The 23,587-nt window shown below is 71.8% G+C and carries 24 protein-coding genes; 14 read left to right on the top strand and 10 right to left on the bottom strand.

Annotation, left to right across the window (positions count from 1 at the left end; genetic code table 11):
• Nucleotides 1-84: 84 nt before the first annotated feature.
• Nucleotides 85-441, bottom strand: a complete 357-nt coding sequence (locus Vgi01_RS22725; RefSeq protein ID WP_102657143.1) for a DUF3099 domain-containing protein — start codon at nt 439-441, stop codon at nt 85-87.
• A gap of 103 nt (nt 442-544) precedes the next feature.
• Here Vgi01_RS22725 and Vgi01_RS22720 point away from each other — a divergent pair, with 103 nt between their 5' ends.
• Together Vgi01_RS22720 and Vgi01_RS22715 are read left to right on the top strand one after the other, a co-directional pair.
• Nucleotides 545-844, top strand: a complete 300-nt coding sequence (locus Vgi01_RS22720; protein WP_233196696.1) for a hypothetical protein — start codon at nt 545-547, stop codon at nt 842-844.
• Between the two features lie 2 nt (nt 845-846).
• The gene (locus Vgi01_RS22715; protein WP_043723428.1) at nt 847-1,158 is read left to right on the top strand and encodes a hypothetical protein; all 312 of its coding nucleotides are present in this window, start codon (nt 847-849) and stop codon (nt 1,156-1,158) included.
• 48 nt (nt 1,159-1,206) lie between these two features.
• On the opposite strand, the gene Vgi01_RS22710 is transcribed toward Vgi01_RS22715, so the two are convergent.
• Nucleotides 1,207-1,788, bottom strand: a complete 582-nt coding sequence (locus tag Vgi01_RS22710) for an HhH-GPD-type base excision DNA repair protein (RefSeq protein ID WP_239089108.1) — start codon at nt 1,786-1,788, stop codon at nt 1,207-1,209.
• A 141-nt stretch (nt 1,789-1,929) separates the two neighbouring features.
• Between Vgi01_RS22710 and Vgi01_RS22705 the strand changes: the two genes are divergently transcribed.
• The 3 genes from Vgi01_RS22705 (at nt 1,930) to Vgi01_RS22695 (ending at nt 5,691) form a co-directional block, all read left to right on the top strand.
• Nucleotides 1,930-2,988 carry an iron ABC transporter substrate-binding protein gene (locus tag Vgi01_RS22705; protein WP_204292287.1) on the top strand — a complete coding sequence of 353 codons (1,059 nt, stop codon included), beginning with the start codon at nt 1,930-1,932 and terminating at the stop codon, nt 2,986-2,988.
• A gap of 65 nt (nt 2,989-3,053) precedes the next feature.
• The gene (locus tag Vgi01_RS22700) at nt 3,054-4,589 is read left to right on the top strand and encodes an ABC transporter permease (protein ID WP_204292286.1); all 1,536 of its coding nucleotides are present in this window, start codon (nt 3,054-3,056) and stop codon (nt 4,587-4,589) included.
• A 34-nt stretch (nt 4,590-4,623) separates the two neighbouring features.
• Entirely contained in the window at nt 4,624-5,691 is a 1,068-nt protein-coding gene (locus Vgi01_RS22695) for an ABC transporter ATP-binding protein (protein WP_204292285.1), read from the top strand.
• Between the two features lie 47 nt (nt 5,692-5,738).
• Here Vgi01_RS22695 and Vgi01_RS22690 read toward each other — a convergent pair whose 3' ends face one another.
• Nucleotides 5,739-6,959, bottom strand: coding sequence for a S8 family peptidase (locus tag Vgi01_RS22690; RefSeq protein WP_102657138.1), 1,221 nt, complete (start codon nt 6,957-6,959; stop codon nt 5,739-5,741).
• Nucleotides 6,960-7,138: 179 nt separating this feature from the next.
• Between Vgi01_RS22690 and Vgi01_RS22685 the strand changes: the two genes are divergently transcribed.
• Both Vgi01_RS22685 and dtd read left to right on the top strand, forming a co-directional pair.
• Nucleotides 7,139-8,623: a DUF7782 domain-containing protein gene (locus tag Vgi01_RS22685; RefSeq protein WP_204292284.1), complete on the top strand. Its 1,485-nt coding sequence runs from the start codon at nt 7,139-7,141 to the stop codon at nt 8,621-8,623.
• On the top strand, nt 8,623-9,045 hold the full coding sequence (gene dtd, locus Vgi01_RS22680; protein WP_102657137.1) for a D-aminoacyl-tRNA deacylase: 423 nt from the start codon (nt 8,623-8,625) through the stop codon (nt 9,043-9,045). The genes Vgi01_RS22685 and dtd overlap by 1 nt, the downstream gene beginning before the upstream one ends.
• A 90-nt stretch (nt 9,046-9,135) precedes the next feature.
• Here dtd and Vgi01_RS22675 read toward each other — a convergent pair whose 3' ends face one another.
• On the bottom strand, nt 9,136-9,924 hold the full coding sequence (locus tag Vgi01_RS22675) for a sporulation protein (RefSeq protein WP_204292283.1): 789 nt from the start codon (nt 9,922-9,924) through the stop codon (nt 9,136-9,138).
• A 235-nt stretch (nt 9,925-10,159) separates the two neighbouring features.
• Between Vgi01_RS22675 and sigB the strand changes: the two genes are divergently transcribed.
• The 4 genes from sigB to Vgi01_RS22655 all read left to right on the top strand — a co-directional run bounded on the left by sigB (nt 10,160) and on the right by Vgi01_RS22655 (nt 12,563).
• Nucleotides 10,160-11,167, top strand: coding sequence for an RNA polymerase sigma factor SigB (gene sigB, locus Vgi01_RS22670; protein WP_204292282.1), 1,008 nt, complete (start codon nt 10,160-10,162; stop codon nt 11,165-11,167).
• A 129-nt stretch (nt 11,168-11,296) separates the two neighbouring features.
• Nucleotides 11,297-11,671, top strand: coding sequence for an ArsR/SmtB family transcription factor (locus Vgi01_RS22665; protein WP_204292281.1), 375 nt, complete (start codon nt 11,297-11,299; stop codon nt 11,669-11,671).
• Nucleotides 11,668-12,159 carry an SRPBCC family protein gene (locus Vgi01_RS22660; RefSeq protein ID WP_204292280.1) on the top strand — a complete coding sequence of 164 codons (492 nt, stop codon included), beginning with the start codon at nt 11,668-11,670 and terminating at the stop codon, nt 12,157-12,159. The genes Vgi01_RS22665 and Vgi01_RS22660 overlap by 4 nt, the downstream gene beginning before the upstream one ends.
• A complete protein-coding gene (locus tag Vgi01_RS22655; RefSeq protein WP_102660983.1) occupies nt 12,156-12,563 on the top strand; it encodes a VOC family protein in 408 nt (135 codons plus the stop codon). The genes Vgi01_RS22660 and Vgi01_RS22655 overlap by 4 nt, the downstream gene beginning before the upstream one ends.
• A 71-nt stretch (nt 12,564-12,634) precedes the next feature.
• On the opposite strand, the gene Vgi01_RS22650 is transcribed toward Vgi01_RS22655, so the two are convergent.
• Genes Vgi01_RS22650 through Vgi01_RS22640 form a run of 3 tightly spaced genes read right to left on the bottom strand, consistent with a single transcriptional unit; the run spans nt 12,635 to nt 17,299 of the window.
• Nucleotides 12,635-15,190: a bifunctional acetate--CoA ligase family protein/GNAT family N-acetyltransferase gene (locus Vgi01_RS22650; RefSeq protein WP_204292279.1), complete on the bottom strand. Its 2,556-nt coding sequence runs from the start codon at nt 15,188-15,190 to the stop codon at nt 12,635-12,637.
• Between the two features lie 16 nt (nt 15,191-15,206).
• The gene (locus Vgi01_RS22645) at nt 15,207-16,388 is read right to left on the bottom strand and encodes an acetoin utilization protein AcuC (RefSeq protein WP_102660981.1); all 1,182 of its coding nucleotides are present in this window, start codon (nt 16,386-16,388) and stop codon (nt 15,207-15,209) included.
• A gap of 53 nt (nt 16,389-16,441) precedes the next feature.
• Complete coding sequence (locus Vgi01_RS22640; protein WP_204292278.1) at nt 16,442-17,299, bottom strand: sulfurtransferase; 858 nt, start codon at nt 17,297-17,299, stop codon at nt 16,442-16,444.
• 99 nt (nt 17,300-17,398) lie between these two features.
• On the opposite strand from Vgi01_RS22640, the gene Vgi01_RS22635 reads away from it, so the two are divergent.
• On the top strand, nt 17,399-18,088 hold the full coding sequence (locus tag Vgi01_RS22635; protein ID WP_102660979.1) for an iron-dependent transcriptional repressor DtxR: 690 nt from the start codon (nt 17,399-17,401) through the stop codon (nt 18,086-18,088).
• Nucleotides 18,089-18,097: 9 nt separating this feature from the next.
• Here Vgi01_RS22635 and Vgi01_RS22630 read toward each other — a convergent pair whose 3' ends face one another.
• Entirely contained in the window at nt 18,098-18,337 is a 240-nt protein-coding gene (locus Vgi01_RS22630) for a DUF5522 domain-containing protein (protein ID WP_102660978.1), read from the bottom strand.
• 197 nt (nt 18,338-18,534) lie between these two features.
• On the opposite strand from Vgi01_RS22630, the gene Vgi01_RS22625 reads away from it, so the two are divergent.
• A complete protein-coding gene (locus Vgi01_RS22625; protein WP_204292277.1) occupies nt 18,535-18,876 on the top strand; it encodes a YciI family protein in 342 nt (113 codons plus the stop codon).
• 161 nt (nt 18,877-19,037) lie between these two features.
• Nucleotides 19,038-20,219, top strand: a complete 1,182-nt coding sequence (locus tag Vgi01_RS22620; protein WP_204292303.1) for an RNA polymerase sigma factor — start codon at nt 19,038-19,040, stop codon at nt 20,217-20,219.
• Nucleotides 20,220-20,278: 59 nt separating this feature from the next.
• On the opposite strand, the gene Vgi01_RS22615 is transcribed toward Vgi01_RS22620, so the two are convergent.
• Together Vgi01_RS22615 and Vgi01_RS22610 are read right to left on the bottom strand one after the other, a co-directional pair.
• The gene (locus Vgi01_RS22615) at nt 20,279-20,455 is read right to left on the bottom strand and encodes a hypothetical protein (RefSeq protein ID WP_204292276.1); all 177 of its coding nucleotides are present in this window, start codon (nt 20,453-20,455) and stop codon (nt 20,279-20,281) included.
• A 220-nt stretch (nt 20,456-20,675) separates the two neighbouring features.
• Complete coding sequence (locus Vgi01_RS22610) at nt 20,676-23,555, bottom strand: vitamin B12-dependent ribonucleotide reductase (protein WP_204292275.1); 2,880 nt, start codon at nt 23,553-23,555, stop codon at nt 20,676-20,678.
• Nucleotides 23,556-23,587 lie beyond the last annotated feature (32 nt).

Here is a 23,587-nt window from a genome sequence, read left to right as displayed (position 1 = left end):
CGGGCGACGCGGACACGCCGACAGCACGGCCTCGCGCGGGGTTGACCGGGATTCCTCCGGCCCCCGCGCGAGCTGCGCCGGCGGTCAGGGCTCGGCGTCGATGATCTTGTGTGGGCGTTCCTCGGCGGTGAGACTCCTCGCCGGGGCCTCCGTCGGCTGGCCACGCCGGAAGCGGTTGGCGAGCCGGTGCTCGTCCTTCGGGGGACGATCGTTGGCCAGCAGCACCGCCAGCCAGGGGACGATCAGCATGCCCAGCGCCACCAGGGGTAGCCAGAGCCAGAGCAGGGGCGCCTTGGCACCGACCAGGATCGCGCCGACGACCACGCAGGCCGCCCGGACGCACATCATCATGACGTACCGCCGCTGCCGGGTGGTCAGCTGGTCGTCCTGGCTTCGCGAGGCGTCGGTGATGAGGATCGGTCGGTACGCCTGACGCTTCACCGTGTACCTCCTCGGGGATCCCACCCATCCTGTCACCACCGCGGCTCGGGCGGCGAGGTTCGTCGGCCCGGGATTCGTGTTACGTACGTGGTACGCTCTCGCCGTGGGCAGCCGGTTCAGCTTCACCGACGAGGCGTTGGCCAACCTGCGGGTCTACGACGTCACACCCGGGGAAGTCTGGGCGGCGCTGCACAGCAGCCGACGTGTCATCCGCCACCTCGGTGACGACGTGATGGTGGTGTACGCCACCACCGCCCACGGGCGGCGGATCGCGGTGCTGCTGGCCGAGGCCGACGGGACCGACAACGACTGGGACGTCCTGTCCGCCCGCGAGTTGAGTGACGTCGAGGCCAAGCGCTACGACGAGGCGGTACGAAAATCTCCGGAGAGCAGGAGGCGGTGACGATGGACCGTCACGACGCGACAAAGCAGTTCCACAGCGGCGGTGAGCGGCTCGCCGAGTTGATCGACGAGAGCCGAGCCGTGGAGCTTCCCGTCCCCGACACCGACACCCCGATGGTCAGCCGCTCGGTACGGCTGCCGCTGGAGACCTACGAACGGGTCCGGGCAGCGGCCGACGCCCGGGGCATCGGTGTGACCACCCTGATGCGGCAGTGGATCGAGGCCGGTCTCGCCGACCTGGACGACTCGGCCACCGTCTCGCTGGCCGACGTCCGGCGGGCCATCGCCTCGCTGGCCCAGCCCAGCGCCGCCTGACGATCGACCCGGCCCCGGCCCCGGCCGAGGGCGAAACCCGGCCAGCGGTCAGGAGCCGGTGGCCTTCGCCTTCGCCGCCGCCTTCATCTGCTGCTTGTACTCCCGGACCAGGCGCAGCGACTCGGCGTCGGTGACGTCGGCGACGGAGCGGTGCGCGTCCGGGTCGCCGTAGTCGCCGGCCGCCTCCTGCCAGCCGGGCGGCTGCACCCCGAACCGCTTGCCGAGCAGGGCGAGGAAGATCTGCGCCTTCTGCCGACCGAACCCGGGCAGGGCGGCGATCCGGGCGAGCAGCTCACGGCCGTCCGCCGCATCGGCCCAGAGCCGGGCCGCATCGCCGTCGTAGTGCGCGACAAGCGCCCGGCACACCTCCTGCACCCGGGCCGCCATCGCCTTCGGGAACCGGTGCAGGGCCGGCGGCTGGGCGAAGAGCGCCACCAGGGCGTCCGGGTCGTACCCGGCGAGTTCCCGGGCGTCCAGGTCGTGGCCGAGTCGCTGAGTCAGCACGTACGGAGAAGAGAAGGCCTTCTCCATCGAGACCTGCTGATCCAAGACCATCCCGGTCAGCAGGGCGAGCGGGCTGCGCAGCAGCAGCTGGTTCGCCGCCGGGTCGATGGGCAACGCGAGCGTCATGTCCTCCATCCTGCCTGTCGTGTCCCCGGAACCGGTGCAGCACCTACCGAATTTCGAACTGAGGTTAGGCTGTGCTAACTTCGGCGCGTCGGTCGCCCGACCAGTACCGGGCTGCCGGATCAACCGGAGAAGGGGTTCACCGTGCCTGCCACCCGCCGCTTCACGCGTGCGTTGCTCGCCGCCAGTCTGCTCACCGTCGGCCTGGCTGCCTGCGGATCGGGCGAGGAGGACAAGGCAACCGGCTCCGACAAGTCCACCGACAAGCAGATCACCGTCTACAGCGGACGCAACGAGCAGCTGATCAAGCCGCTGCTTGACAAGTTCACCGAGCAGACCGGCATCGCCGTCAACGCCCGCTACGCGAACACCGCGCAGCTCGCGGCCCAACTGGTCGAGGAGGGCGACAGGTCCCCGGCCGACGTGTTCCTCGCCCAGGACGCCGGAGCCCTCGGCACGGTCGCCAAGCAGGGCATGTTCAGCACCCTTCCGGAGGCCACCACGGCGAAGGTGCCGGCCACCTACCGCGCCGGCAACGGCCAGTGGGTCGGCGTCAGCGCCCGCGCCCGCGTGCTGGTCTACAACCCGGACCTGGTACCGGCCGACCAACTGCCCGCCTCGGTGTTCGACCTCACCGGGCCGGCCTGGAAGGGCAAGGTCGGCGTCGCACCGACCAACGCGTCGTTCCAGGCGTTCGTCACCGCCATCCGGGTGCAGCACGACGACGCCAAGGCCGAGGAGTTCCTGCGCGGGCTCAAGGCCAACGACCCGCAGATCCGCGACGGCAACGGCAAGATCCTGGAGGACGTGCTCAGCGGCGCGATCCCGGCCGGCCTGATCAACCACTACTACCTCGGCGAGGTCGCCAAGGAGCAGGGCACCACGCCGGACGCGCTCAAGGCCAAGCTGCACTTCTTCCCCGGCGGTGACACCGGTGGGCTGGTCAACGTGGCGGGTGTGGGCGTGCTCAAGCGCGCGGCCGACAACCCGGACGTGCAGACGTTCGTGGACTTCCTGCTCGGCACCGAGGCTCAGACCTACTTCGCCGAGCAGACCTACGAGTACCCGGTGATCGACGGTGCGCCCGCCCCGGCGTTCGTGCCGGCCCTGGCCGACCTGGCGGTGCCGCAGATCGACCTGAACGACCTGGACACGCTCGATGCCACCGTCTCCATGATCAAGAACTCGGGGTTGGTCCCCTGACCGCTCCGCCGACCGTCACAGGGCCGTCCCGCACCGGGTCGGCCCTGTTCGGCGTACCCGGGCAGGTGCGGCGGCTGGCTCCCCGGCCGGCGTTGCTCGCGGCCTCGACCGCCGCGGTGGCCGTCGCCCTGATCCCGCTGGCCTACCTCGCGGTACGCACCGCCGAGGCGGGCTGGGACCGGATCGCCGCAGAACTGTGGACCGAGCGGGTGGGCCTGCTCGCGCTGCGCAGCATCGGCCTGGCGGCGGTGGTCACCACGGCCTGTGTGCTGCTCGGCGTGGGCACCGCCTTCCTGGTCACCCGCACCGACCTGCCCGGTCGTCGGGTCTTCGCCGTGCTGGCCGCCCTGCCGCTGGCCGTGCCGACCTACATCGCCGCCTTCGCCTGGGTATCCACGGTGCCCCGGTGGGAGGGGTTCTGGCCGGCCGTGCTGGTGCTGACCCTCTGCTCCTACCCGTACGTGCTGCTGCCGGTCGCCGCCGCGCTGCGCGGGGCCGACCCGGCCCAGGAGGAGGTGTCCCGGTCGCTGGGACGCAGCGGCTGGCAGACCTTCACCGCGGTGACCCTGCGGCAGATCCGCCCGGCCACCGCGGCCGGGGCCCTGCTGGTCGCGCTCTACGTGCTCTCCGACTTCGGCGCCGTGTCCATCCTGCGCGCCGACACCTTCACCCGGGCCATCTTCGTCGCCTTCGACATGGGCTTCGACCGGACCGGAGCGCTGGTGCTCTCCTGCGTGCTGGTGGCGCTGACGGTGCTGCTGCTGACCGGTGAGACCGCCACCCGCCGTCGGGGCGCCCGGTACTCCCGGCTCGGCGGTGCCCGTCGGCCGGCGTCCCGGCTGCCGCTCGGCCCGGCCCGCTGGCCGGTCATCGCCGTCCTCGTCGGGGTCGCCGGGCTGGCGCTCGGCGTGCCGGCGGTCAGTCTCGGGCGGCGGCTGGCCGCCGGCGTGTCCCGCCCCGGCGCGCTGGCCGAGGTGCTCGCCGCGGCCGGGAACTCGCTCACCGTCTCACTGGCCGGCGCAGCGTTGACCATGCTGCTGGCGCTGCCCCTGGGGTTGCTCACGGCACGGGCGCCCGGCCCGCTGACCAGCCTGCTGGACCGGCTGGCCTATCTGGCCCACGCCCTTCCCGGCGTGGTGATCGGACTCTCGCTGATCTTCTTCGGCATCAACGTGGCGTACCCGCTCTACCAGACCTGGTGGCTACTCGCTCTCGCGTACGCCACCCTGTTCCTGCCGTTGGCGGTCGGCGCGGTGGCCGGCGCGGCCGCCCAGTCCCCCGTCGGTCTGGAGGAGGTGGCCCGGTCACTCGGCCGTGGCCCGTGGACCGTGCTGCGGACGGTGACCCTGCCGCTGATCCTGCCCGGCATCGGCGCCGGGGCCGCGCTGGTCTTCCTCACCGGCATGAAGGAACTGCCCGCCACCCTGCTGCTGCGGCCCACCGGGATGGACACCCTGGCCACCGAACTGTGGACCAGCACCGCCGTCGGTGCCTACGCCGCCGCGGCACCCTACGCTGCACTGCTGGTGGCGATTTCCGCCCTGCCCACCTGGCTGCTGGTCGCCCGTAGCGGCCTGCTCGACAAGGAGGAGCGGGCATGAGCAGAACACATCATCAACTCAGTGGAGGGCCGGCATGAGCGAGGTCGTGCTCAGCGGAGTGGTCAAGCGGTACGGGCAGGTCACCGCGCTGGCCGGGGTGGACGTCACGGTGCCTTCCGGCCAGCTGACCGCCGTGCTCGGGCCCTCCGGCTGCGGCAAGACCACGCTGCTGCGCTGCCTCGCCGGCTTCGAACGGATCGACGCCGGGGAGATCCTGATCGACGGCAGCCGGGTGGCGGGCGGTGGGCGGCACCTGCCGGCGCACCGCCGCAACATCGCGGTGGTGCCCCAGGAGGGCGCGCTCTTCCCGCATCTGAGCGTGGCGGACAACGTCGGCTACGGCCTGGACCGCGCCACGCGGCGATCCGACCGGGTCGAGGAGGTGCTGACGCTGGTCGGGCTCGCCGGCTACGGCGCCCGGATGCCGCATCAGCTCTCCGGCGGGCAGCAGCAGCGGGTGGCGGTGGCCCGGGCGCTGGCGCCGCGACCGTCGGTGGTGCTGCTGGACGAGCCGTTCAGCGCCCTCGATGCGGGCCTGCGGGCCGGACTGCGGCACGACGTACGTGAGGCGTTGCGCGCCGACGGCGCGACAGGCGTGTTGGTGACCCACGACCAGGGCGAGGCGCTGTCGGTGGCCGACAAGGTGGTGGTGCTCCGCGACGGGCGGGTGATCCAGGCCGGCGCGCCGACCGCGGTCTACCGCGAGCCGGTCGACGCGTGGGTGGCCGGGTTCGTCGGCGACGCGGTGCTGCTGCCCGCGGTCGTCGAACAGGGCAGCGCCCGGACCGCGCTCGGCGTGCTGCCGGTGACCGGACCGGTGACCGACGGCCCGGTCACCGTGCTGGTCCGCCCGGAGCAGGTGCGCGTCGTCGCCGGCTCGGCCGGGGTCACCGCCAGCGTCCTGCGACACGACTTTCACGGGCATGACGCGTTGATCGGGCTCCGGTTGGCCGACGGCACCCGGATCACCGCGCGGATCCTCGACGGCGGTGCCGCCTGCCCGGTGGGCGGTCAGGTGACGGTGCACGTCGACGGGCCGGCGCGGGCCTTCCCGGCCCAGACCACTTCGACCACCTCGGTGCTGGTCGACCTGGCGGCGTGAAGCGGCCCGGCGGATCGGTGATCCGCCGGGCCGGGTTCAGGTCAGGGTCAGTTGACCACGAACAGCAGGCGGTTCGGGGAGCCGCTGCCCGGGCTGCTGATCACGCCGGTGGTGGCGTTGTTGACCAGGTAGGTCTTGACCTGGGCCGGGGTCCAGGATGGGTTGGCCGACAGGACGAGGGCGGCGGCGCCGGCCACGTGCGGGGAGGCCATCGAGGTGCCGCTGATCGTGTTGGTCGCGGTGTTGCTGGTGTGCCAGTCCGACGTGATGCTCGTGCCCGGCGCGAAGATGTGCACGCAGGAGCCGAAGTTGGAGAACGAGGAGCGGGCGTCGGTGTTGGTCGTCGAGCCGACGGTGATGGCGGTCGAGACGCGCGCCGGCGAGTAGTTGCAGGCGTTGGCGCTGGAGTTGCCGGCCGCCACGGCGTAGCTGATGCCGGCGCGGATCGAGTTGGCCACCGCGTTGTCGATGGTCGTGCTGGCCCCGCCGCCGAGGCTCATGTTGGCCACGGCCGGCTTCACCGCGTTGGCGGTCACCCAGTTCACGCCGTTGACCACGCCGGTGGTGGAGCCGCTGCCGGAGCAGTTGAGCACCTTGACCGCGATCAGACGGACGCCCTTGGCGACACCGTAGGTCGAGCCGCCGACAGTGCCGGCGACGTGGGTGCCGTGGCCGTTGCAGTCGGTGTTGTTGCTGTCGACCGTGTTGGTGCCCCAGGTGGCCCGGCCGCCGAAGTCGTTGTGCGTGGTCCGGATGCCGGTGTCGATGATGTACGCCCGCACGTTGGTGGCCGTGTTCGGGTAGGTGAAGCTCCTGCTCAGCGGCAGGTTGCGCTGGTCGATGCGGTCCAGGCCCCAGGTCGGGTTGCTCTGGGTGGCCGCGAGCGTGATCTTCTGGTCCTGCTCCACGTACTCCACCGCCGGGTTGGCGGCGAGCCGGGCGGCCTGGGCGGCGGTCATCTTGGCGGAGAAGCCGGTCAGCGCGGCGCTGAACACGTCGGAGACACTGCCCCCGTACCGCTTGACCAGGGTGCTGGCCCGGTCCGGGACGGCGGCGCGGGCGGCCGACGATCCGGCGGTGCCGACCGCGTCGGAACGAAGAACGACAAGGTAGCTTCCGCTGATCGCGTTCGACGCGCCGGCACCGCGGATCTCACCGGTGGGTGCGGCGACCGCTGCGGTGGTGCTGGCCGCGGAGACGGCCGCCGCGGTGGCGACGACGGCGAGCGCCCGGATGAGGCTGCGCCGCGCGGGGGACCCTGAGGACATCGTCTTGCCTCCCTTACCTGGGCAGCCGACCGGGCTTCTGGCCGGACGGTGTGCCCGTGGACTGAGTTGCAGGAGATGCTAGCGGCATATCGATGGATATAACAGAGATGTGCATCGATTGACTTCCCATGTCACGGGTGCTAGCGGTCGGGCCCGGTGCGACCAGGCAGGATGACAGCGTGGACGGACACGACATGCTGCTCTCCCCCGCCGGCGTCGACGCGCTGCGGACCGCGTTGACCAACGCCGACTTCACCGCCAACGGCATCGCCACCCGGCTCGGTCCGGTAGCCACCAGCGGGGTGGCCCGCAACGACTTCCGGGCCGCGCTGCGCGCCACCACCGACCGGGATCCGCTCGCCACCCTGATCCGGGTGTTCATCTGCGAGCAGACCGAACCGGAGGCGGCCGTGGCGGCGGCGCTCGCACCCCTGACGATCACCGAGGCGCTGGAGGCCGGGCTGGTCGAGCGGCACGGCGACGGGCTGCGGATGGGCCTGGACCTGGAGCCGTACGCCGACGACTGGTGGGTCCTGGCGGACGTACCCGCCAGCGCCCGACCCGGCCGTCCGCTGCACGCCGAGCACGTGCTGGGCATCGGTGGGGCCACCCAGACCATGATCGGCGCTGCCGTCCGCCGGCCGGTGGACACCGCGCTCGACCTGGGCACCGGGTCCGGGGTGCAGGCGCTGCACCTGAGCACCCACGCGCGGCAGGTCACCGCCACCGACGTCTCGCGGCGGGCGCTGCGCTTCGCCGCCACCACCGCCGCCCTCAACGGTCAGGACTGGGAACTGCTGCGCGGCGACATGGTCGCGCCGGTGGCGGGCCGCCGCTTCGACCTGGTGGTGAGCAATCCGCCCTTCGTGGTCGGACCGGGCATCACCACCCACGTGTACCGCGACTCCGGCCGGGTCGGCGACGCGATCGGCGTCGAACTGGCCGCCGCCGCGCCGACCCTGCTCACCGAGGGCGGCACCATGCAGTACCTGGCCAACTGGGTGCACGTGACCGGCGAGGACTGGGCCGAGCGGGTGACCGGTTGGTTCGCCGGTACCGGGCTGGACGCGTGGGTCGTCCAACGCGAGGTCGCCGACCCGATGGCGTACGTCAACCTGTGGCTCACCGACGTCGGTGACGTCGCCGACCCGCAGCGGATGGCCGACTGGCTGGACTGGTTCGACGCGCACAAGGTGGAGGCGATCGGCTTCGGCATCGTCTCGCTGCGCCGCAGTGGCCACGACGACCCGGTACTTCGGGTCGAGGATCTGCGCCAGCGGGTGCAGGCACCGATGGGTGATCGCATCGCCACCTGGTTCGACCGGCAGGACTGGCTGCGCGAGCAGGGCACCGACGGCGTGCTGGCCGCCCGCTACCGCGCCGCCGAAGGGCTGCGACTGCACCAGGAGGCCACCATGGGCGAGGACGGCTGGGGGGTGGATCGCCAGGTCCTGGACATGCCGCACGGGCTGCGCTGGAGCGAGGAGATCGACCCGCTGGTGCTGGCCCTGGTCGGCGGGGCCGACGGGCGGCTGCCGCTGCGGGACCAACTAGCGCTGCTCGCCGTCGCGCACGACGTCACCGTCGACGAGTTGGCCGAAGCCGCCGGCCCGATCGTGGCGCACCTGGTGGAGCGGGGCTTCATCGAGCCGGTGGAGGCGTAGTGCGCGCGGTGGTGCAGACCGTCGGCCGGGCCAGCGTCACGGTCGACGGCGAGGTGGTCGGTGCGATCACCGACGGGCTGCTGGTGCTGCTCGGGGTGACCCACACCGACACCGTCGAGACCGCCCGGACGATGGCGCGCAAGGTGCACGAGCTGCGGATCCTCGACGACGAACGCTCCGCCGCCGAGGTCGCCGCACCGATCCTGGTGGTCAGCCAGTTCACCCTGTACGGCGACGCCCGCAAGGGCCGCCGCCCTTCCTGGACCGCGGCGGCCCCGGCCGAGGTGGCCGAACCGCTTGTCGACGCGGTGGTCGAGGCGCTGCGGCACCGTGGCGCACCGGTCCACACCGGTCGTTTCCGGGCGCACATGCTTGTGGAGAGCGTCAACGTGGGTCCCCGCACCATCCTGCTCGACCTCTGACGACCGGGCCGCCCCCATCCGCGCGGTGAGGGCGGCCCGCATCGGCGCGGTGGGGCGGTCCGGACCGGCGCGGTGGGGCGGTCCGGCAGGTCAGCCGAACAGGCCCCGGCGTTGCAGGGACTGGCGCAGCCAACCGTCGAGCTGGGCGGCCCAGTCGGTCTGGTCCAGGGTCGCGTAGTCCATGGTGAACCGGCCGAAGACGTCCCGGCCCTCGGTGAACAGCCCGCCGCGCTTGTCCAGCTCCAACACCACCTGCAACTGTCGGGGATCGGCGATGAAGGTGACCTCCAGTTGGTTCATCGCGCCGGCGTACTGCGGTGCCGGATAGAACTCGATCTCCTGGTAGAACGGCAGCGTCTGGTGGACGCCGTAGATGTGCCCCCGTTCCACGTCGGCGCGGGCGAACCGGAAGCCCAGCCGCAGTAGCGCCTCCAGCAGCCGTTCCTGGGCCGGCAGCGGGTGCACCGCCACCGCGTCCAGGTCACTGGAGTCGACCGCCCGAGCCACCTCCAGCTCCGTACGCAGTCCCATGGTCATCCCGGCCAGGTGTCGTCCGTACAGCTCGGTCACCGGGGTTTCCCAGGGCACGTCGAAGCGGAACGGAATGTCGTGACGTTGCCCGGCTTCGAGCCGGAACGCCCCGGTGACGTGCTGCCGCTGGAACTCCTGATTGGTCGCGTACTCGTTGTCGCCGCTCTCCACCTCGACGCGGGTCATCAACCCCAGCGCCACGTACGAGATGTCCACCGCGTGGTCACCGCCGGTGACCGTGACGGCGCCCTCCAGCTGGCCCCCCGGTCGACAGTTCGGATTCGCCAGCACCGTCTCCACTGCCGGGCCACCGACTCCCATCGCCTGCATGAGCCGCTTGAAGACCACAGTTGCCTCCGTCGCTTGACTGTCGTGTCCATCCCCGGCGGACCGCCTGTCGGCCGGCCGCAGGCACGGTAACCGGAGTCGGCAACCCGAACCGGGTGAATCGACCAACCCGGCCGGACTCCGGATTGTCAGGTTCGTGATCGCCTCACTCCCGTTTTACGCCCCGACCGCCAAGCTGTGTGTCACCGGCAGAACTGGCCACGCAACACCGCACGGACGAAACGGGGAGACGGAGATGGGTCTGCAGATGATGGAGCACCAGACGCGCGTCGGCACCGAGGCCGAGCCGGGCATCGACACCCTCACCGACCTGGACGCCACCGACGAGCGCGGCGTCTCCACGGACCTGGTCCGCGCCTACCTCAACGGCATCGGCCGCACGAAGCTGCTGACCGCCGCCCAGGAGGTCGAGCTCGCCAAGCGGATCGAGGCCGGGCTGTTCGCCGAGGAGAAGCTGACCACCTGCACGCCGGTCTCCGCCGAGCTGCTCGCCGACCTGACGGTGATCGCACAGGAGGGCCAGGCGGCGAAGAACCACCTGCTGGAGGCCAACCTCCGGCTCGTGGTGAGCATCGCCAAGCGCTACACGGGTCGCGGCATGGCCTTCCTCGACCTCATCCAGGAAGGCAACCTCGGCCTCATCCGCGCCGTCGAGAAGTTCGACTACACCAAGGGCTACAAGTTCTCCACCTACGCCACCTGGTGGATCCGCCAGGCCATCACCCGCGCCATGGCCGACCAGGCCCGCACCATCCGCATCCCGGTGCACATGGTCGAGCAGGTCAACCGGATGGTCCGGGCCCGCCGCGAGCTGTCGGTGTCGCTGGGCCGCGAACCCACCGTCGCCGAGATCGCCCGCGCGCTCGACGTGCCCGAGTTCCAGGTGATCGAGCTGATCTCGTACGACCGGGAGCCGGTGAGCCTGGACCAGACCGTCGGCGAGGACGGCGAGAGCGCCCTCGGTGACTTCGTCGCCGCCGTCGACCCGTCCAGCATGGTGGACGACGCCGACCGGGGCGAGCTGCGCAACGAGGTGAGCATCGTGCTGGCCACCCTGTCGCAGCGGGAGCAGGCGGTGATCCGCCTGCGGTTCGGGCTCGACGACGGTCGGCAGCGCACCCTGGACGAGGTCGGTCGTGAGTTCGGCCTGTCCCGCGAGCGGATCCGGCAGATCGAGAAGGTGACGCTGCTCAAGCTGCGGGCGCCGGAGCGGGCGCAGCGGCTGGAGGCGTACGCCTGCTGACTTCGGTCAGGTGAGTTGCGATGTCGGCCCCGGCGGTTCGCCGGGGCCGACATTCGTCGTGTCGGCTTGACGCGGCCCGATCGAGTCGGATAGAAACCTCTTGGTTATAAAACCGAGAGGTTATACAGCGTGCACACCGACCTGGACGCCACCTTCGCGGCCCTGGCAGACCCGACCCGACGCGCCATCCTCGCGCGCCTGGCAACCGGCGAAGCGACAGTCACCGAACTCGCCGCACCCTTCGCGATGAGTCAACCGGCGATCTCCAAACACCTCCGGGTGCTGGAACGGGCCGGCCTGATCAGCCGAGGTCGGTCGGCCCAGCGACGCCCGTGCCGACTGAACGCAGGCCCGCTGCAGGAGGCCACCGCCTGGCTCGCGGCGTACCGCGATCACTGGGCGGAGTCCTACCAACGCCTCGACAACCTGCTCGACGAGCTACGCGCGGCCGAGGAGACCGCGGCCAGCGAGCCGGCCGAGGCGGAAGGCGACGACCGGGCATGATCGACGATCACCTCGTGGTCGACACCCCCGGCGATCGGGAGATCGTGCTCAGCCGGATGTTCGACGCCCCCGCGCGGCTGGTGTTCGCCGCCTTCACCCGCCCCGAGTTGCTGGTCCGCTGGTACGGCGCGCGCGGCTGGCGGCTGGTGGAGTGCCAGGTGGACCTGCGGATCGGCGGGCAGTGGCGATTCGTCTCCCAAGGGCCCGCCGGGCAACTGATGGGTCAGAGTGGGCACTACCGGCAGATCGAGCCGCCCCACCGGTTGGTCTACACCGAACTGTTCGACGATCAGTCGTACCCCGGCGAGACCGTGGTCGACCAGGAATTCACCGAGCTGGCCGGGCGCACCACGGTGACCACCACGTTGCGCTTCGCCACCCCCGGCGGGCGGGACACCGCCCTGCGCTACCCGATGGCTCGCGGCATCACCGAGAGCTACATCCGACTCGCCGAACTGCTGGCGACGACACCAGGAGCAGAGCTATGAACTGGACACTTGAAGTGGTGGTCGTACCGGTCTCGGACCTTGACCGGGCCAAGGCGTTCTACGCCGACCAACTCGGCTTCACAGTCGACCACGACACCGTGGTCAACGACGACATCCGACTCGTGCAGTTGACCCCGCCCGGCTCCGGCTGCTCGATCGTGATCGGCAAGGGCGCGGTGCCGCAGATGCCGCCGGGGTCGCTGAAAGGGCTCCAGCTCGTCGTACCGGACCTGCACAAGGCGCGGACCCAACTGCTCGAACGCGGCGTCGAGGTCAGCGAGATCCAGGTGATGGGCGAGAATCCTCGGCCGGTACCGGACCCGCTGGACAATGTCGGCTTCATCCACTTCGCGGACCCGGACGGCAACGCCTGGGCGGTGCAACAGATCTCCAGCCGGGCCTGATCGATCCGACACCGGCGGCCCGCATCACGGGCCTCGGCGACGCCGACGAGCGGGCGGCCCTGCCTCCCGCTTCACAGACGACGGGGGCCGGTGTCGGGGCGGGCGACAGCGGAGCCCACCCTGACACTGGCGTGCAGCACCGACAAGCCGTCCGGGCGGGCCAACACCGGATTCAGGGTCAGGGAACGGACCCGAGGCTGTTCGTCGGCCAGCCGCCCGACCCGCACCAGCAGGTCGGCCAGGGCCGCCCGGTCCACCGGTTCGGCCCCCCGGTGCCCGTGCAACAGCGGTGCCGCGCGCGGTGCGTCCACCAACTCGGCGGCATCGCGGTCGGTCAACGGCACGGCCCGCCAGGCCCGGTCGCCGAGCAACTCGGTGGCGACCCCACCGAGCCCGAACCCGACGACCGGACCGAACGCCGGATCCTCCACCAACTCGACCACGCAGGCCACCCCGGGCGGGACCATCGGCTGCACCAGGACGTCCGCGCCGAACGCCGCCGCCAGTTCCGCGTACGTGCGGCGTACGGCGGCGTCGTCGGCCAGGTCGAGCCGGACCGCACCGAGGTCGAGCCGGTGTCGCAGCCCGCTGGCGGCCACCTTCAACGCCACCGGGAACCCGAGCCGGGTCGCCGCCTCGACCGCCTCGTCCGCCGAACCGACCGACACCGACTCGACCACCTCGATGCCGTAGGCGGCGAGCAGGGCATCGCCGTCGACCCCGTCGCTGCGCACCGCCGCCTGCGCCGCGATCGGGTCGACATCGGCCAGCTCAGGCAACATCCCGGGCGGTCGACGCAGCCAGTCGGCGTACGCGGTGACCCGGGCGAGTGCGCGGACCGCCTCCTCCACACTCGGGTACGAGGGCACTCCCGCCGGCGCCCGACCGACCAGGAAGGTCGCCACCGCAGGCTTGTCGGCGGTCAACGCCGCAGGCAGGGCGGCCGCGAAATCCGCCTCGGTGCCGATGATCTGACCGGGCAGCGGGGGCGCGAAGAGCGCCACCAGCGCGTCGACGCTCTCGTCCGCGGCGGCGGCGGTCAGCGCCTCGGCGAACTCGATCGCGCTGGCCTGCGGGCCGACGTCCCGGGGATATCCCGCCGCGACGGTCAACCCGGCGGCCGCGCAGGCGGTCGCCGCCAGCCCGGTCAACGCCGAGGAGTTGCCGACGATGCCGACCCGGTCACCGGCCGGCAGCGGCTGGTTGGCCAGCAGCACCCCGACGTCGAGCAGCTCGGCCACGGTGTCGACCCGGATCACCCCGGACTGCGCGAACAGCGCGCTCACCGCCGCCTCGTCCGGGCCGACCGTGTCACCCACGCCGGGCGGACGTGCCGGGGAGGCCAACGCCACCACCGGCTTGTCCCGACCGATCCGCCGAGCCAGCCGGGCGAACTTGCGCGGGTTACCGAAGGTCTCCAGATACAACATGATCACGTCAGTGGCCGGGTCGTCCTGCCAGTACTGCAACAGGTCGTTGCCGGAGACGTCGGCCCGGTTACCGGCCGAGACGAAGCTGGACAGGCCCAGGCCACGCCGATCCGCCTCGGCCAGCAGGGCCACCCCGAACGCGCCCGACTGGCTGAAGATGCCGACCCGGCCGGGCACCGGCAGGCGCGGGGCGAGCGTGGCGTTGAGGCGTACGGTCGGGTCGGTGTTCGCCACCCCCAGGCAGTTCGGGCCGATCACCCGCATGCCCGCGGCGTGGGCCGCGCGGACCAGGGCACGCTGCGCGGCGGCCCCCTCGACACCGGACTCGGCGAAGCCTGCGGAGATGACCACCAGGCCGTGCACGCCGGCCTTGGCCGCGTCCGCGACCACCTCGGGCGCGGACTCCGGTGGCACCGCCACCACCGCCAGGTCGACCGGCAGCCCCGCGTCGGCCGCCGACGGGTACGCGGGCAGCCCGGCGACCCGGACGGCGGTCGGATGCACCGGCACCACGGAACCGGTGAAACCGCCGTCGCGCAGGTGCCCGAGCACCGCCGCGCCGACGCCCTGGCCGGTGGCGCTGGCCCCGTAGACGACGACACCGCGCGGGGCGAGCAGCCGGGCGATGGACCGGGCCTCGGTGCGCTGCTCCCTGCCGCGCTGCACCTCCAGGGTCGCCTCGGTGGGAGCGATCGGGAAGGTCAGGTGCACCACGCCGTCGGCGAACTGCCGTTGCAACTGGTAGCCGAAGTCGGCGAAGACCCGCAACATGGCGCCGTTGGCCGGCAGCACCTCGGCGACGAAGTTGACGATGCCGGCCCGCCGGGCGGCGTCGGCCAGGTGCTCCAGCAACACCGAACCGATGCCCCGCCCCTGGTAGGCGTCCTCCACCACGAAGGCGACCTCGGCATCGGGTGCGGCCGGGCCGAGCCGCTCGTACCGGCCGACGGCGACGATCCGCTCGCCGGCCAGCACCACGAACGCCTCCCGGTCGACGTGGTCGACGTTGACGAACCGTTGCAGGTCCCGTTCGGGGATGCGCGGGTACGGCGAGAAGTAGCGCAGGTAGCGGGTGCGCTCGGAGAAGCGGGAGTGCATGGCGACGATCGCGGGCGCGTCCGACGGCCGGATCGGTCGCAACTGGACCGTCCGGCCATCGCTGAGCAGCACGTCGATGGGGTTGTCGGCGGTGGTCACCTCGGGCCCGGCCAGCTCAGTCGCGCGGATCGTGGGGGTCGAGACCGAGCAGCGGGAAGACCGCCTTGCGGGTCGCCGCGATCGCCCGGTCCACCGGATTCGGCTCGCCGGTGGGCTGCCACGGCTCGTACCCCGGATCGACGCCGTCGGTCATCCGCAACGGCACCTCGGAGCCCGGCCGGCGAGCGGCGGCCAACGCCCGCCACGCCGGCGGGGTCAGCGTCGCCGGATCCAGCGGCGCACCGGTGGCCGTCGCCAGCAGGTGCGTCCAGGCCCGGGGTACCACCTCGACCAGGGCGTACCCGCCACCACCGGTGGCCACCCACCGCCCCTCGCACAACTCGTCGGCGAGAGCCCGCAACGCCAGGTAGGTGGCCCGTTGACCGTCGACCGACAGATGCAGGTCGGCGAGGGGATCACTGCGGTGCGCGTCCGCGCCACACTGGGTGAACAGCACCTGCGGGCGGAACGCGCGCAGCACCGACGGCACGATCGCGTGGAAGGCGCGTTGCCAGCCGGCGTCGGAGACCGCGGGCGGCAACGCGATGTTCACCGCGCTGCCCTCGGCACCCGGGCCGCCGGTCTCGTCGGGGAACCCGGTGCCGGGGAAGAGCGCGAGGGGGGTCTCGTGCAGGCTGACGGTCAGCACCCTCGGGTCGTCCCAGAAGATCTGCTGCACCCCGTCGCCGTGGTGCACGTCGACGTCGACGTACGCGATCCGCTCCGCGCCGAGGTCGAGCAGCCGGGCGATGGCCACCGCCGGGTCGTTGTAGATGCAGAACCCGGCCGCCCGGTCGGACATGGCGTGGTGCAGGCCGCCGGCCACGTTCACCGCGCGCCGGGCCTGCCCCCACCACACCGCCTCGGCGGCGGCCACGGTCGCACCCGCGATCAACGCGCTGGACTCGTGCATCCGGTCGAAGACCGGGTTGTCCGAGGTGCCCAGGCCGAAGCCGGAGAAGAAGGGTTCGCGGGGGGCCATCCGGACCGCGTCCAGGTAACGCTGGTCGTGCACCCGGGTGAGCAGCGCGTCGTCGGCGGGCCACGGCCGGACCAGGCGTACCCCGGGTCGTTGCAGCACGCCCAGTTCCCGGGCCAGTGCGATGGTCAACTCCACCCGTACCGGGTCGAGCGGGTGGTCACCGAGGTCGTAGGCGAGCAGCGACTCGTCCCACACCACCACCGTGTCTTCGGACATCTGTCCATGGTCGCACGCGACCGACCGGGCGGCAGGTGCCGGCTACCGCGCCCTCAGGCCTCCGGCGGCGGGGAAACCGCGACCGGGCGGTCCGGGTCGGCGACCCAGTTGCTCCAGGAACCGACGTAGAGCGCGGCGTCCGGCCGACCGGCCAGGTGCAGCGCCAGCACGGCCTGCGCGGCGGTCACCCCGGAGCCGCAGTACGCACCGACCGACGCCTCGGCGCTCACCCCGGCGTCGGCGAACCGGTCGCGCAGTGCCGCCCCGGACGGAAACCGGCCGTCGGCGACGTACTCGGGCGCCGGCAGGTTGACCGCGCCGGGAACATGCCCGGCCACCGGGTCGACGGGCTCGTGCTCGCCCCGGTAACGGGATGCCGCGCGCACATCGAGCAGGACACCGTCGTCGGCCGCGGCCAGCCGGGCGGCAGCCGCCGCGTCGAGCACCGGCAGCCCGCCCGGCGTGACTGTCACGTCGCCGGTCACCGGGTGCGGCTCGTCGGTGCTGACCGGCAGGTCGGCGGCCAACCAGGCCGGGAAACCACCGTGCAGTACGCGTACCGGACGGTGTCCGGCCCAGCGCAGCGTCCACCAGGCGCGGGCGGCGGCCATGCCGTCGCCGCCGTCGTACACCACCACGTGGTGACCGGCGCGCACCCCGGCGGCCCGCAGCGCGGCCTGCAGTGCGGCCGGGTCGGGCAGCGGATGGCGACCGGCCGGGCCGGGCGGACCACACAGCGCGGTGTCCAGATCGACGAAGACCGCGCTCGGCAGGTGTCCCGCCGCGTAGTCGATCCGACCGGGTGGGCCGGCCAGCCGCCAGCGGACGTCGAGCAGGGTGGGCGGGTCGGCCGTGTCGAGCTCGGCGGCGAGCTGCGCCGCCTCCACCAGAAGACCGTCGGTAGCGGACATGTCGTTCAGTCAACACCCTCGGTGAACCTCGCCGCGGTTCGGCGGCGGTCATGACAGGTGCGGCAGGGTACCATCGATCATTGGAGGGCCGCTGACACCATGAAGTCTCACGACCTGGTCGATACGACCGAAATGTACCTGCGCACGATTCTCGAACTCGAGGAAGAGGGTGTGCCGCCGCTGCGCGCCCGGATCGCCGAACGGTTGCGCCAGAGCGGCCCCACCGTCAGCCAGACCGTCGCCCGGATGGAGCGCGACGGCCTGCTCACCGTCGAGGGTGACCGCCACCTCAGCCTCACGCCGCTCGGCCGCAACACCGCCGTGTCCGTGATGCGCAAGCACCGGCTCGCCGAGTTGCTGCTGGTCAACGTGATCGGGATGCCCTACGAGGAGGCCCACGAAGAGGCCTGCCGCTGGGAGCACGTGATGAGCGACGCGGTCGAGAAGCGGGTCTACGACCTGCTCAACCGGCCGACCCGGTCGCCGTACGGCAACCCCATCCCCGGTCTGGAGGATCTCGGCTCCCCCGGCGAGACCGAGCCGGAGCCGATCGAGGGCGAGCGCAACCTGGCCTTCCCGGGCCTGACCGGCAAGGTGATCGTCCGACGCATCTGCGAGAGCGTACAGACCGACGCCGAGGTGCTCCGCCAGTTGCACGCCGCCGGCGTCGACCCCGGTGCCATGGTCACCGTCGCCCAGGAACGCGACGGCGTGTCGATCGACCGCTCCGGGGAGAGCATCCGGCTGCCCCGTGAGGTGGCCTCCCGGGTGTTCGTCGCCGCGGCCTGAGGCCGGGCCTCAGGTCACGTACGGGCAGTGCCGGCAGCCCTGGTCACAACAGGTGCCGCGACGGGCGAGAAATCCGGCGGTGAGCACGAACAGTCCGCTGGCCGGGTCCCGGTAGCCGGCCTGGCCGGCGGACAGTGCCGCAGCGTGGGCGGCCAGGATCCGCTCCCGCTCCGGATGCTCCAACGGCAGTCGGGACGGGTGCGGTTCGGTAAGCGGCCGCTTCGCCAACGGCCGTCGCGTTCCGCTCATCGCGGCAGTCTAGGCAGTCGCACCGGCACCGGAGGCACTGACCGGTGCCGTGGCCGCCCTGCGTTGTTGAGGCCGTGGCCGCCCTGCGTTGTTGAGCGGGTGGGCGCCTCGGTGGAGAAATCTCCCCACCCGGGCCGATTCGTGCTGGCCTCCCCCGCCGGTTGCGCCGAGGATGAACAGCGATTCAAGGAGGACTCATGCCCCAGTACGCAGTGCTGATCTACTCGCCCGCGCCGGCCGACCCGATGGAACTCACGCCCGACTACGTCGCGCTGCTCGAACAGTATCCGGCGAAGGTGACCGAGCTGGGCGGGCGGATCGTCACCGGCTTCGCGCTGCAACCGAGCACCACCGCCGCGGCGGTACGCGGCGACCTCGTCACCGACGGCCCGTTCATCGAGGCCAAGGAGGTCGTCGCCGGGTTCTTCGTGCTGGAGGCACCCGACCAGGACGTGGCACTGGAGATCGCCAAGCTCAACCCGGCCACCATCCACGGCGGCGTGGAGGTCCGGCCACTGTTCGTCGCCCCGACCGAGTGAACGACGGCGAGCAGCCCGCTCCGTCCGACGCCGCCGAGCCACCGTGGGCCGCCGGCACCCGGGTCGCCCAGCCCGACCCGACGGAGCCGGCGGGACGGGAGGAGCGGGCGGACCCGGCGGAGCGGGCGCTGGTCGACGCGCACCGCCGGGAGTGGGCCTTCGTGCTCGCCGCGACCGCACGCGCCGCCGGTGACCTCGACCTCGCCGAGGAATGCGTCCAGGAGGCGTACGTCGCGGCGCTGGGGGCCTGGACCAGAGACGGCGTACCGGACAAGCCCGGCGCCTGGCTCACCGCCATCGCCCGCCGCAGAGCCCTCGACGTGCTGCGCCGCCGGCAGGTGCTCCGCACGAAGCTTCCGCTGCTCGTGGAGCCGGAAGCGGTCGAACCGGACGAGCCCGACGAGGTCGCCGTACCCGACGATCGGCTCCGCCTGGTCTTCACCTGCTGCCATCCCGTGCTCGCCCGGGAGGCGCAGGTGGCGCTCACGCTGCGCCTGGTCTGCGGGGTCAGCACCGCCGACATCGCCCGGGCATTCCTGGTCTCCGAGTCGACCATGGCGGCACGGGTCACCCGGGCCAAGAAGAGGATCTCGGCGGCACGGATCCCGTACCGGGTACCGGACAGCGCCGAACTGCCCGAGCGGTTGGACGCGGTGCTCAGCGTCGTACATCTGCTGTTCAGCACCGGGCACACCGCGCCGACCGGCGTTGACCTGGTCCGCGCCGACCTGGTCGACCGGGCTGTGCACCTGGCCCGGATGCTGCACGGGTTGATGCCCGACGAGCCCGAGGTGAGCGGACTGCTCGCCCTGCTGCTGCTCACCGACGCCCGCCGCGCCACCCGCACCGACGAGCAGGGCCGGTTGCTGCGGCTGGAGGACCAGGATCGTTCCTGCTGGGACCGGACCGCCATCGACGAGGGTCATCGGCTCGTGGTCGAGGCTCTCCGCACCGGACGGGCCGGCCGGTACGCGCTACAGGCAGCCATCGCCTCGCTGCACGCCCATGCGCCCAGCTTCGCCGCGACCGACTGGCCACAGATCGTCCGGCTCTACGACGCGCTGCTGGCCCGCTGGCCGTCGCCGGTGGTCGCCCTCAGCCGAGCCGTAGCAGTGTCCATGGTGGACGGTCCAGAGCGAGCGCTGGCCGAAGTCGACGCCCTGGCCGAGGACCCCCGCCTGGCCGACTACCACTACCTGCCGGCGGTCCGCGCCGACCTGCTCCGCCGCCTCTGCCGCCCCACCGAAGCCGCCGACGCCTACCGCACCGCCCTGGCCCTGGTGGACAACGCCACCGAACGCACCCACCTCACCACCCGCCTGAACACCCTCCCCCCACCCTGACCTCCCCCGCCCCACCACGCACACGCAGACCCCAGACCACGAAGCGCCCGCCCGCGCCCTCACCCGGCCCGCCCAGCCCGACCCGGCCCCGCCCCGCCCTGCCCGACCCGGCCCCGCCCCGCCCAGCCCGACCCGGCCCCGCCCCGCCCGGCCCGGTCCAGCCCCGCCCAGCCCTGCCTGGCCCAGCCCTGCCCGGCGATCTTGCAGTTCTGGTCGCCGAAGTGACCCTTGTACACCTTTTGTCGCGACCGAAAGTGCAAGATCGGCGCGTGGAAAGGGCAGGACGCGGGATGCCGCGCGGGAAGGGCGGGGACGCGGGATGCCGCGGGAGAAGGCGGGACGGTGTGGGACGGCGCGGGAGGGTGGGCAGGGCTGGGGGGTGTGGGTGGGGAAGTGCAGCGACCGCCCGGTCTCGCAGGGCGAGGCCGGGCGGTCGGTGTTGGGGCGGGGGCTGGGTCAGCTGCAGCCGCTGGTGGAGCCGCAGCCTTCGCAGACGTAGCAGCTACCGGCGGGGCGCATCTTCGTACCGCAGGTGAAGCAGAGCGGTGCGTCGGCGGCCTTGCCGATCACGGCTTCGAGCAGCTCGGTGCTGGAACCGACCGACGGTGCCGGCTTCGCGGCGGCGACGTCGGCGAGTTCCTGGGCGGGCTGGGCGACCGGGCCGGCCTTTGGCTCCTCCGGCTTGGACTCCACCGGAGCCGAGGAGGCCATCGCGGTGAGGTCGGTGCCGTTCGCTTCCGCCTCGGCTTCGGCCGCCAACTGGGCGGCCCGCTCCTTGGCGGTGAAGATGCCCAGCTCGGCGCGGCGGTCGTACGGCAGGAAGTCAAGCGCCAGGCGACGGAAGATGTAGTCCATCACCGAGGCGGCCATCCGCACGTCCGGGTCGTCTGTCATGCCGGCCGGCTCGAAACGCATGTTCGTGAACTTGCTGACGTACGTCTCCAGCGGGACGCCGTACTGCAGGCCGATGGAGATGGCCACCGAGAAGGCGTCCATCACCCCGGCCAGGGTGGAGCCCTGCTTGGACATCTTGAGGAAGACCTCGCCGAGGCCGTCGTCCGGGTACGACGAGGCGGTGAGGTAGCCCTCGGCGCCGCCGACCGAGAAGGAGATGGTCTCCGAGGGGCGCTTCTTCGGCAGCCGCTTGCGCACCGGGCGGTACTCCACGACCTTCTCCACCACCGGCGCGACGGCGGTGGTCGGGGCCGGCTCGGCGGCCTTGTTGGGCTTGGCGACCGACAGCGGCTGGCCGACCTTGCAGTTGTCCCGGTAGATCGCCAGGGCCTTGAGGCCGAGCTTCCAGCCCTCGAAGTAGATCTTCTCGACGTCCTCGACGGTGGCCTGCTCCGGCATGTTCACCGTCTTGGAGATGGCACCGGAGATGAACGGCTGGACCGCCGCCATCATCCGTACGTGGCCCATCGGGGCGATGGACCGCTCGCCCATGGCGCAGTCGAAGACCGGGTAGTGCTCCGGCTTGAGGCCGGGGGCGTCCACCACGTGGCCGTGGTCGGCGATGTGCTCGACGATCGCCTCGACCTGCTCCTCGGGGTAGCCGAGGCTGCGCAGGGCGCGCGGCACGGTCTGGTTGACGATCTGCATCGAGCCGCCGCCGACCAGCTTCTTGAACTTGACAAGCGCCAGGTCCGGCTCGACGCCGGTGGTGTCGCAGTCCATCATCAGGCCGATGGTGCCGGTCGGCGCGAGCACACTGGCCTGCGAGTTGCGCCAGCCGAACTTGTCACCGATCTTGTTGCCCTGGGTCCACTGCCTGGTGGCCTCGCGGACCACCGCGGTGGCCACGGTCCCGGTGGGCTTGATCTCGTCGTTGGCGGCGGCGTGCTTGCGCATCACCCGCTTGTGCGGCTCGGCGTTGCGGGCGTAGCCGTCGTACGCGCCGACGATGCCGGCCAGCTCGGCCGAGCGGCGGTACGCCGTGCCGGTCATCAGCGAGGTGATCGCGGCGGCCAGCGAGCGGCCCTGGTCCGAGTCGTACGGCAGGCCGGAGGCCATCAGCAGGGCACCGAGGTTGGCGTACCCGATGCCGAGCTGCCGGTACGCCCGGGTGGTCTCGCCGATCTTCTCGGTCGGGAAGTCGGCGAAGCAGATCGAGATGTCCATCGCGGTGATGACGAACTCGACCGACTTGACGAACTTCTCCACCTCGAAGCCGCCGTCGGCGCGGAGGAACTTCATCAGGTTCAGCGAGGCCAGGTTGCACGAGGAGTTGTCCAGGTGCAGGTACTCCGAGCACGGGTTCGACGCGGTGATCCGACCGGTCTCCGGGCAGGTGTGCCAGTCGTTGATGGTGTCGTCGTACTGCAGGCCGGGGTCGGCGCACTCCCAGGCGGCCTGGGAGATGGTGCGGAACAGCTTCTTCGCGTCGATGGTCTCGATGGTCTGCCCGTCGAGCCGACCCCGCAGGTCGAAGCCGCCGCCGTTCTCCACCGCGGTCATGAACTCGTCGGAGACCCGTACCGAGTTGTTGGCGTTCTGGTACTGCACGCTGACGATGTCGGCGCCGCCCAGGTCCATGTCGAACCCGGCGTCGCGCAGGGCGCGGATCTTGTCCTCCTCGCGCGCCTTGGTGACCACGAACTCCTCGATGTCGGGGTGGTCCACGTCGAGAATGACCATCTTGGCCGCCCGCCGGGTGGCGCCGCCGGACTTGATGGTGCCCGCGCTGGCGTCCGCGCCGCGCATGAAGCTGACCGGGCCGGAGGCGGTGCCGCCGGAGGAGAGCAGCTCCCGGGAGGAGCGGATCCGGGACAGGTTGACCCCGGAGCCGGAGCCGCCCTTGAAGATCAGCCCCTCTTCCTTGTACCAGTCGAGGATGGAGTCCATCGAATCGTCGACGGCCAGGATGAAACACGCGCTGACCTGCTGAGGTGAGGGCGTGCCGACGTTGAACCAGACCGGCGAGTTGAAGCTGAACACCTGGTGCAGCAGCATCCAGGTCAGCTCATGGGCGAAGACCTCGGCGTCGGCCGGGGAGGCGAAGTAGCCGTACTCCTCACCGGCGGTGCGGTAGGTGGTGACCACCCGGTCGATCAGCTGCCGCAGCGACCACTCCCGCTCCGGGGTGCCCACCGCGCCCCGGAAGTACTTGGTGGTCACGATGTTTGCCGCGTTGACGCTCCAGTTCTCCGGGAACTCCACCCCACGCTGCTCGAAGTTGATCGAGCCGTCCCGCCAGTTGGTCATCACGACGTCGCGGCGCTCCCAGGCGACCTCGTCGTACGGGTGCACGCCCTCGGTGGTCCAGACCCGCTCGACCTTCAGACCCGCGCCGGCCTTGCTCCGTGTCCTGCTTGTTGTCACGCCATCCCCCGGCATCTCATCCGCCCCCTCGTCCGCGCGGCACCGCG

This window comes from Micromonospora gifhornensis, assembly GCF_016863515.1.
Taxonomy (GTDB): domain Bacteria; phylum Actinomycetota; class Actinomycetes; order Mycobacteriales; family Micromonosporaceae; genus Micromonospora; species Micromonospora gifhornensis.
This window is presented reverse-complemented; position numbering and strand designations above follow the sequence as displayed.